Raw genomic sequence first — 9710 nt, forward strand, 5'->3', positions numbered from 1 at the left:
CTACCGATCTGGGTACGTAAGTTCTACCGATCTCGGCGATGTCAGCGGGTGGCGGCCCGCCGGGCGAAGGTGTGGATGAGCGCGCTGGTGGCGGCCCGCTGGGCGGAGACCGCCGTGCCGGCGTGGCCGCCCTCGCTTTGCTCCACATAGCTGACCGCGAGCCCCAGCGCGCGCATCCGGTAGGCCATGGTGCGTGCGTGCGCCGGGTGCACGCGGTCATCGGCGGTGGAGGTGAGCAGCAGCAGCGGTGGATACTCCCGGCCCGGCACCAGGGCATGGAAGGGGGACAGAGGCCGCATGGTCTCCCAGTCGTCGGGATCGTCCGGGTCCCCGAACTCCGAGCGCCACATCGCGCCGGTCAGCAGACGCGTGTATCGCTCCAGGTCCAGCAGTGGCGCCTCCGCGATCGCCCCGCCGATCAGCTCGGGGTGGAGTGTGAACATCTCGCCGACCAGCAGACCGCCCGCGCTGCCACCGTGCACTATGAGCTGCCCCGGCGTGGTCGCCCCGCGGTCGATCAGCGAGCGTGCCACCGCCGCGAAGTCTTCCACCACCCGGTGGCGTTCCCGGCCGGTGCCCGCCAGGTGCCAGCCGGGACCGTACTCGCCGCCGCCACGGGTGCATGCCACCACGTAGGTGCCGCCGCGCTCCAGCCAGGCCTTGCCGGTAAGCGGCTGATAGCAGGGGGTCTGACTGGTGCCGAAGGCGCCATAGCCGTACAGCAGGGTCGGGCCTGGGGCCGTCCCGCCCTCGCCTGTGTCCGCTCCGCTGCGCGGCCGACCGATCTGGAAGTAGGGCACGCGAGTGCCGTCCGCGCTGACCGCCACATGCTGGCTCACCCGCACTCCGCTGGCGTCGAAGCGCGTGGGCGCCTGCCGCAGCACCGACATGCCGGTGACCTCGCCCACCTCCGTCAGGCGGGCGAGCGTGAGCGTAGGCGGGGTGGTCCACCCCGAGGCGGAGATGAACAGGTAGTCGGTGTCCCGCTGCCGCACCGCCTGGGCGGTCACCTCCAACAGGGGGCGGCCCGGTCGCAGCTCGGTGGGGTCCGGGGCGGCGTCGGCCTCGGCTTCACTCGGGCGATAGGCGGCCCCGGTCAGGTCGATCCAGTGGTGACGCCACTGCCCCCGGTCGACGGCGTGCTCGCCCGACTCCGGCCGCGACGGCGGGGTGCACACCTCCAGCCGGACGGCGACGTCGTCCAGCACCGTGAGCACCAGGTGGTGGCGGGTCCACGTGGCGGCGGACAGGAAGGATGAGGACGTGGGGGCGAACAGCACCTCCAGTCCGTCGCGCTCCCCGTTCAGCCACTCCGCCAGAGGTGCCCCCAGCAGCATGCCCGGCTCGTAGCGGTGCCCGGCCATCTCCCAGGGCTCACGCAGCTGAATCGTCACCCAGTCGCGTCCCACCCCCACGGAGGCCGACGGCGGGGCTTCGATCAAGACCGCGTCCGTCGGCACGATCTCCTCGTCGGCCGCAAGCGCCCGCCGCGCCGCGTTCTGGCCGGCGGGCATGACGGCGTCGTCGGGCAGCCACCAGACCCGGGTATCGCCCAGGCCGCCCATGCTCATGAGCCAGGTGCGGCCCCACGCATCGCAACTGACCCGGGTGAGGACGGCATGTGGGGCCGCGGTGATCAGCACCTCGGCGTCCTGGGCCGCCTGCCCACGGCGCAGGCGGCGTGCCTGGCGCGGCAGTCCGGCTGGCGACAGGGAGCCGGCACCGAAGTCGTCCGAAAGCAGGCAGGTGTCGCCGTCGGTGCCCCAGGCGAGCGTGCCCTTGGAGGTCGGCTTATGGAAGCCGCCCTCGGCGGGGGTGAGGAAACGCCGCTTCTCCAGGTCGAACTCCTCGGTGACGGTGGCGTCCGACCCGCCCTCGGACAGGGACACCAGGGCGCGGCGCCCGGCCAGCGGCCCGGTCTGCAGCACCTGCGCCCCCGCCCAGGACAGGTCCAGGCCGCGCCTGCGCCGCTCGGCGTCCAGGTCGAGCAGCACCTCCCAGTCGGTGGCGGCGCCGTCGTCGGGACGCGGCGGACGGGAGGGGGCGCCGGACGCGTAAGACGCCCAGGTGGTGCGGCGCCACACCCCCCGCGGGTGGGCGGCATCGGTCCAGAAGTTGTAGACCATGCCGGCCGCCTCGGTGACGGCGGGCAGCCGGTCGGGCGCCTCCAGAATCTCCTGGAGCGCGGCGGTCAGGCGCAGGTAGTCGACGTCGTCGGTGAAGGCGGACATGGTCTCATCCGTGCGCGCGGCTGCCCAGGCCAGGGCGCGCTCGCCGGTGGGTTCGTAGAGCCACTCGGGCACGGGCGGCAGGCTGGGCGCGTCGGGTGGCGACGCATCGGCGGGCGCGGCGTTGGGCGGAGAGTCGTCGACGGGCGCGGTGTCGGGCGCTTGGGCGGCGTCGGTGCGGTCCACCGGCATATTGCAGCACACTTCGATCGGAGTAGCGTGCCCGCCTTGGAGCGGGTCCGGGGGATAGGAGACCACCTGGCATCCCGACCCGCTCAGCCCAGACAGCGCCGATGACCCGCCATTTTGCTTGTCAGGTGAGCACGTGGGCTGGCACAATGGAGGGGAGCCACCCGGTTGGTACCCGGATGACTCCCCGACGTAAGCGGCTCATCCGAACCACTTACTGAGGGCATCCGTCAGGACACCTACGGCCCGGACCAGACGAGCGATGGCGTTAATCAGTTCGCTCGCCTGCCGGGCCGTAATCCTGTCCTTCCGGACCTTAACGTGTCGGCCTTTCGGTTTGGACACGGCCCCCACCTCCTCCCTAACCTCCTTCTTCCCCGGCTGTCAGGACAGTGGCGTTCCGGGAGAAGGTGCCGGAGAAGGCGGCTTCAGGATAACTGTGGGCACCGACACGTATCGGTGCCGACAACGGTCGGGGTCCGTTCAGGGGTTGTCTAGTACTCGCAGTGGGCCGCGGTGTGGCAGGCTCTGACCATGCGCAAGGAAGCCTTCCCGCGGACCGACTGGCCCCGCGTCGTGGTCACCACCGACCCCGAGCTGGATGACCTGAACTCCATGATCCGCCTGCTCACCCACGCCGCGGAGATCGACCTGTGCGGCCTGGTGTATGCGGGCAGCAAGTTCCACTACACCGGCGATCCCGCCCGCGGCATCGCACCTCACCGCTGGCCCGCCCCCGGCGCCAGACTCCACATCGACGAGGCCATCGACGCCTACGCGCAGGTGGAGGACACCCTGCGCGTGCACGACCCGCGCTTCCCCACCGCCGCCCATATGCGGTCCCTGGTGCGCATGGGCAATATCGCCAACGAGGGGGAGATGGACGAAGTCACCCCCGGCTCCACGCTCATCGCCGACCTACTGCGCGAGATCGCCCTGACGCCCGACGGCGCCACCGGCGAGGGCGGCGCCCTGCTGGACGCCGTCCGCCCCCTGTTCATCCAGGCCTGGGGCGGCATCTCCACCTTCGCCCGTGCCCTGCGCACCGTCGAGGAGGAGCTCGGCGGACGGGAGGACTGGCCCGTGCTCAAGCAGCGAGTACTGGACCGGGTGGTGCTGTCCTCCTTCGGGGAGCAGGACTCCACCCTGAGCAGTTACATTCGCCCGCACTGGCCCGGCCTGGAGCACCGCGAGGTCGCCACCCTCACCTGGGGTTACACCACCCGGGACGTGCTGCTCCCCGCCGACCTCGAACTCGTCGGTGCGCAGTGGACGCGCGAGCATGTCAGCGCCCGGGGCCCGCTGGGGGCCGCCTACCGGGTGTGGGGCGACGGGCGGCGCATGGCCGCCGACTTCGACCCCGAGGACTACTTCGGCCAGACCGGCAAGACCGAGGCGCAGCTGCGCGAGGAGGGCTATCAGGTGTGGTGCCCGGTGCAGGAGCCCGGCGCCTTCATCTCCGAGGGCGACACCTCCAACTTCACCCTGCTGATCCCCAATGGCCTGCACTCCTGGGAGGACGCCACCTTCGGCGGCTGGGGCGGCCGGCAGGTGCCCCACCCGGAGCTGCCCGACACCCTCACCTCCGACATGCGCTTCACCCTGCCCGGCCTGCCGCAGCCCGACTACCCCCAGCAGGTGGTGGACCGCGCCGCCGACGGCACCACCCCGCCCGAGTACCACATGACCCGCTGGTGGCGGGCCCTGCAGCACGAGTTCGCGGCCCGCCTGGCCTGGTCGGTGACGCCCCGCTACGAGGACGCCAACCACCCGCCGGCCGTCGTCGTCGAGCACCCCGACGGCGGGAACGGCCTGGTGCGGCGTGTGCGCCCCGGCGAGGTGGTCACCCTGACTGCCACGGCCACCGACTCCGACGGCGACCACGTGCTGCTGCGCTGGTGGGCCTACCCGGAGGCCGGACCGAACCCGTGCCCGACGCCGCCGCGCATTCGGGACGACGGCGCCGGCACCGCCGTGGTGACCGTGCCCGCCGACGCTCAGCCCGGCCAGGCCATCCACCTGATCGTGGAGGGCACCGACACCGGTACGCCGCCGCTGACCCGCTACCAGCGCATCGTGCTCGAGGTCGTCTGAGGCCGGCTCAGAGGCCGGACTCGAGGGAGGCGGCGTTCTCGGCTGCGATCCGGCCCAGCCAGGCCAAGGAGGGCTTGGGTGTGCGGGCGAAGTCGCGCTCGCGGTCCACGGCGATCAGCCCGAAGGTCGGCTCCCAGCGGCCCCACTCGTAGTTGTCCAGCAGCGACCAGTGACAGTACCCGCGCACATCCGCCCCCTCGGCGACGGCGGCGACCAGGCCCCGCAGCGCCTCGGTGGTGTAGGCGATGCGGCGGGCGTCGTCGGTGGTGGCGATGCCGTTCTCCGTGACCAGTAGCGGCTTGCCGTAACGTTCCCAGTAGCGGCGCAGGTTGATGCCCAGCGCGTCGGGCCGGTAGGCCCAGCCGGTCAGCGTGTTCTCCGGCGATTCGGGGTGCGGGACGGGGCCGTTCGCATCCACCGGCTGGGAGGTGTAGGCCTGCACCCCGATGAAGTCGTCCTCGGCGGTCGCGTCCAGGTAGACGCCCTCCCACTGGTGGAATACCCGCTCGAAGACCTCTTCATTGCCCGGGGTGGGGGTGAAGGCCTGAGCGGCGATCGCCCAGCCGACCCGCGCCTGCGGGGCGGTCTCGCGCAGGACGGTGCGGGCGGCGGCGTGCATGGTGATGAGCTTCGGGGCCAGGTCTAGCGACGGGGCGGGCAGAATGGCCATCCGCTCGGTGGGTGCCGCCGACGCGGCGTCGTCGGCGCCATCTTCCGCCCTACCGGCCCCGGTCCCGATCAGGGCGCTCGATTCTTCGTGGCTCTTGCCGACGACGGCGGTCATGCCGGCCATCAGGTTCAGGATGTTGGGCTCGTTGATGGTGATGATCCAGTGCACGTCATGCAGGATCTCGGCGACGTGGCGCACATAGGCGGCGAAGCGGTCGGGGGCGTCGGCGCGCTGAATGCCGCCGTCGAGCGTGAACCACAGCGGGCAGGTGAAGTGGTGCAGGGTGATGATCGGCTCCAGGGCGTACTCGTGGCAGGCGTCGATCATGTCCCGGTAGTGCAGCAGGGCGGCGCGGGAGAACTCGCCGTCGGCAGGCTCAATGCGGGACCACTCGATGGAGAAGCGGTACGCCTTCAGCCCGCCCTCGGCCGCCAGGCGGATGTCCTCGCGGTAGCGGTGGAAGGAGTCGCAGGCGGAGCCGGACTTCTCCGGCATCAGGCCGGCGGGGGAGTGCTCCACCGCCCAGAAGTCGGAGGCGACATTGTCGCCCTCCACCTGATGGGCGGCGGTGGAGGCGCCCCAGATGAAGTCGTCGCGCAGGATGGTCATGGCTTGGGTCCTTTCGTCTTTGAAAGCGGGGTAGGTGCGGTGAATTGGTCGGTGTGTGGCCGTGGCCCTACACCGAGGGCCATGGTGCCAGCCCCTCGGAGCGGATGCGCCAGGTCCCGTCGTCGGGGAACTCCGGATGTTTCCGCGAGCCCTCCCAGCCACCGACCATGAGGGCAACGGCGGCGAGCAGCCCGCCGTTCCCGGGCAGGTACAGGGGGATCATCGAGCCCATGCCGGGGTTGTTGCCGACGGCGTCGTAACGGTTCTTCGCCCCTGCCGCAGCAGCAGATCGACGGCGTCGCCGGGACGGTCGAGGCGCGCAGCCGCCATCGCCATCACCGGGTAGTCCCAGCCCCAGGCGGAATCCCACTGCCAGTGTTCCCGCACCCAGTCGAGGGTGGCCGACATGACGGCCGTGTCGATCAGTGGGGTGGGCGGAAGAAAGCCGAGGGCCTGTAGGAATGACGGGTGATCGTCGGTGCGCACCTCGGGGCTTCCTGCCACGGCGGTATATCGGCCAGCCACCTGCTCCGGGGCGGGCAGGGCCGCCTGGACGGCGTCCCAGGACGGATCGCGCTCCAGGCCGCGGCGGTGCCGGAACCGCTGGGCGATCTCCAGGCCGAACCACCAGTAGGCCAGCTCGAAGGTGGGGGCGCGGGTGGTGGCGGCGTCGTAGAACTCCTGGGTGGGCATCACCGGCGGCCCCAGGTGGGCGAGGTCGCCGATGGCGTCCGGGAATGAGGCCATGAACTCGGCGGTCTCATCGAGCAGTTCGGCGACGGCGCCCAGCAGGCGGGCACGCCCGGAGGCGGCCTGCGCTTCGGGCCGGGTGCCGTAGGCATTCCAGCACAGCTCGGCCAGATACAGCAGATGCGGCTGCTGCCAGATCAGGAAGGGGCCGATGTCGCCCGGCGCCTCACGGGCGTCCGGCCCCACCTCCTTGGGCCAGCGGGCGCCGCGATAGCCCTGGGCGGCGGCGGTGGCGCGGGCCGTCGGCAGGGCGGAGCGGTACCAGCCGAAGGAGCGCTCCAAGAGTTCGGGGCGGCCCCAGGCGGCGAACTGCGCGGCATGCCACCAGTGCATCTCCAGGTGGAACTTGCCGCGCCAGGTGTTGGTGACCAGGCCGGATTCCTGCGGTGGAGCCGCACCGCCGCCGCTGGCCCGCAGCAGGTACTGGGACAGCACGATGCGGCGTTCCAGTTCGGTGGCACGTGAGTCCGTGGAGCCGGCCAGCTCGACGGCGGTGCCGGAGTTCCAGTACTCCTGCCAGAAGGCCGCGGAGGAGGCGAGGACGGCGTCGACGTCGGTGGGCGGGGCGGCGGGTGCCGCATACAGCTCTTTGCCCGGGCCGGATACGGGCTCGAAGGCGACGACGACGCCGAGCGCCGCGGTCCCGGGCGCGGGGGTGAGCACCAGGGTGCGGGCGTCGGTGAGGGCGGCCGTGGCCGGGGCGTCCCAGCGCAGGGTCACTCGGTAGGTGGTGGCGTCCAGGCGACGCTCGACGACGGCGCGCCGCCGACCGGCCTCGCGCAGGATCACCTCGCCTTGGGCCTCCTCGCCCCAGAGGGCGGCCGGGCAGAAGCCCGGGTTGGGGTCGGGCAGGGCCAGACGCAGCACGAGGGCGCCGTCGGCAAGCAGCGGGGAGGCCACCCGGGTGCCGACGATCGCGCCCTGGCCTGCGACCCCGGTGGTCACCTGCACGGGCGTGTCCAGGTAGTGGAACCGGGAGGTCAGGTGGCCCCGCCACAGGTCCAGGTGGGCGTTCAGATCCGTCAGTGCCTCGGCGGCCGGCTCGACCACGGTGCGGCCCTGTCCCGCTGCGGATGCCTCCGAGCGCTGTGCGGTAGAGGCGCCGCCCGATGCCGCGGGCACGGCCAGTCCCAGCCGTCCCAGGTCCAGGCGGTGCGGGTTGGCGCCGAGCCACATGCCGGCCAGATCCCCGGCTCCGGCGCCACCTGCCCGGAGGCGATCGCCATAACCCGTTCCAGGGAGGGACGGTCCGGGTAGTACACCGGGCCGCGGGCGGTGCTGTAGGCGGTCATGGCGTCGGCGACGGTGTGGCCGGCGGGGTTTGGCTGCTCGTGCCAGCCCCAGGTGGACTGGGTGGCCCCTTCGACGACGCGGGTTGCGAGGAAGTCTGGGGTGTGCGGGTCGAGGCCGGATGCGTCATGAGTGGAGATGAGGGTTTGCAGGCCGGTGGCGTCGGCGCTGAAGGCGAAGTCCCCGTTGCCCAGAGTCAGTACGAGATCGGGGGAGTCGGCATGCAGGTGAACATCGTGGCGGGACACCAGGGTGCGGCGGTCGATCATCGTTGATCCTTCCGAGTGAGTGTAACGCGTTGCGGGTGTCGGTGTGCGGACGAGGGGAGTGGTGGCGGGCGGTGCGAACAGGCGTCGGGCACAGCCGTGGGCGGGGCGATCAGATGCTGCGAATCACCTCGGCCATGGCGTCACGGGTACGCGCCAGGTCCCGGCCGGTGGTATCGGCGAAGGCCTGGATGATCTCGGCCTCCAGGTCGAAGTCGGGGGATACCACCCACAACTGCTGCAGCCCGTCCCATGAGGCCAAGAAGCGCCTCGCCATCGCTTCGGCGGGGCGATCGGTACGCGCCAGGCCGTGCTGCTGCAAGGAGCCGATGATGATGCTGATGCCGGCAATGGCTTCCGCGTAATGAGCGGCGAAGTGTTCATGCGCCGCGGTTCCCGGAATCTGCGCCTGCCCGGCGAGGTAGCCGTACAGGCGCAGCCGGGCGTCGCCGGAGGCGGTGGTGCGGATCAGACGGCCGATGGTGGCCTCCGCGGCCTCCTCGGTGAGTGCCGGCGCCTCGGCGTCGGCCTGTTCGCGGAAACGAACGAGTTCGCCCCGTCCCTGTACCACCTCGTCGAAGTATTCGAGGGCGGCTACCAGCAGGTGGTCGCGACTGGGGAAGTGGTAGAGCATGGTGCGCTCGGCCATGCCGGCCCTCCGTGCCACGGCGGCGGTGGTGAGGTGCTCATGGCCGACCTGCTGTACCACCTCGTAGGCGGCCCGGGCGATCGCCTCCCGCTTGGCCGCGGTCTTGGCGTAGGGGCCGCGGACGCGTTGCACGGTTGGCATGCCCCTCCTTCAAAGCCGGTGCTGTTACTAGTTTCGGAGATTGACGATCCGGGGTAAAGCCCTTGACACCGTTTCAATTTCATACTTCACTTCAGTTTCATTGATCCGTCTTCGTCAACGACGACCGAAGTCAGAAGGAATCTCATGACCACATCCGCAACCGGAGGGGGCATGCCCTCCGGCGCCGTCGAACCGTCCAGCGCCGTCGAACCGGGCCTCGGGGACAACGAGGAGTTCCGCCCCGGCCGGCGACACGATCCCGACTACGTCTCCTGGCCCGTCAGACTGGGGTGGGTCTCCGCCTTCGCCGGCCTGTTCATCTCCCTGGGCGCCATCGTCATCTCCGTGATCATCCCGCAGGTCCTCGCCTGGGCCGGCAAGAACCCCGGTCGCTGGTCGACCTTCCTTCTCTGCCTCGCGATTCCCCTGGCGATCCTCGGGATGATGCGCTTCATCTGCGTCAAGGAGAACGTCGTCCAGAGCGCAGACACCATGGAGAAGGTCACCTTCCGCGAGATCTTCGCCGCGCTGCGGGACAACAAGTACATATGGGGTTCTTCTGGTTTGTGGGTGTGGCGGTTCGTCGCGTGCGTGCGCGGCTGGGTGGGTGACACACCGAGACCCACCCCCGAGACCGGTACGTGTGACACGCCGGCGTGGTGATGCTTTGGTGTCGGCTGTGGATTGGGCCTGAGGGTTCGTGGGTTGGCCTGACGGTTCGTACCTTCGTGCGACGGTTCGTACGTTGTGGTCGACGATTCGTACCTTCTTGCGACGGTTCGGCACCTACGGGTACGAACCGTCGCGCGAAGTGCCGAAGCGCT

The 9710-nt window shown here is 70.7% G+C and carries 7 protein-coding genes; 2 read left to right on the plus strand and 5 right to left on the minus strand.

Going from position 1 to position 9710, the window contains the following annotated elements:
• Positions 1 to 41: 41 nt before the first annotated feature.
• Positions 42 to 2414, minus strand: a complete 2373-nt coding sequence (locus Q4A20_RS13945) for a prolyl oligopeptidase family serine peptidase (protein ID WP_303123886.1) — start codon at positions 2412 to 2414, stop codon at positions 42 to 44.
• Between the two features lie 537 nt (positions 2415 to 2951).
• Between Q4A20_RS13945 and Q4A20_RS13950 the strand changes: the two genes are divergently transcribed.
• Positions 2952 to 4511 (plus strand): DUF1593 domain-containing protein, encoded by a 1560-nt coding sequence (locus Q4A20_RS13950; protein ID WP_303123887.1) that lies wholly within the window; start codon positions 2952 to 2954, stop codon positions 4509 to 4511.
• A 7-nt stretch (positions 4512 to 4518) separates the two neighbouring features.
• On the opposite strand, the gene Q4A20_RS13955 is transcribed toward Q4A20_RS13950, so the two are convergent.
• From Q4A20_RS13955 to Q4A20_RS13970, 4 genes are all read right to left on the minus strand, one after another.
• Positions 4519 to 5790: a glycoside hydrolase family 1 protein gene (locus tag Q4A20_RS13955; RefSeq protein ID WP_303123889.1), complete on the minus strand. Its 1272-nt coding sequence runs from the start codon at positions 5788 to 5790 to the stop codon at positions 4519 to 4521.
• 67 nt (positions 5791 to 5857) lie between these two features.
• Complete coding sequence (locus tag Q4A20_RS13960) at positions 5858 to 6022, minus strand: hypothetical protein (RefSeq protein WP_303123891.1); 165 nt, start codon at positions 6020 to 6022, stop codon at positions 5858 to 5860.
• Positions 6010 to 7716 carry a hypothetical protein gene (locus tag Q4A20_RS13965; RefSeq protein WP_303123893.1) on the minus strand — a complete coding sequence of 569 codons (1707 nt, stop codon included), beginning with the start codon at positions 7714 to 7716 and terminating at the stop codon, positions 6010 to 6012. Before Q4A20_RS13965 ends, Q4A20_RS13960 begins: the two co-directional genes overlap by 13 nt.
• 492 nt (positions 7717 to 8208) lie before the next feature.
• Positions 8209 to 8886 (minus strand): TetR family transcriptional regulator, encoded by a 678-nt coding sequence (locus Q4A20_RS13970; protein ID WP_303123894.1) that lies wholly within the window; start codon positions 8884 to 8886, stop codon positions 8209 to 8211.
• A gap of 144 nt (positions 8887 to 9030) precedes the next feature.
• Here Q4A20_RS13970 and Q4A20_RS13975 point away from each other — a divergent pair, with 144 nt between their 5' ends.
• Positions 9031 to 9549, plus strand: a complete 519-nt coding sequence (locus Q4A20_RS13975; RefSeq protein WP_303123896.1) for a hypothetical protein — start codon at positions 9031 to 9033, stop codon at positions 9547 to 9549.
• Positions 9550 to 9710: the final 161 nt, after the last annotated feature.

The sequence above is a fragment of the Actinomyces sp. genome (assembly GCF_030530635.1).
In the GTDB taxonomy this organism is placed as follows: Bacteria; Actinomycetota; Actinomycetes; order Actinomycetales; family Actinomycetaceae; genus Actinomyces.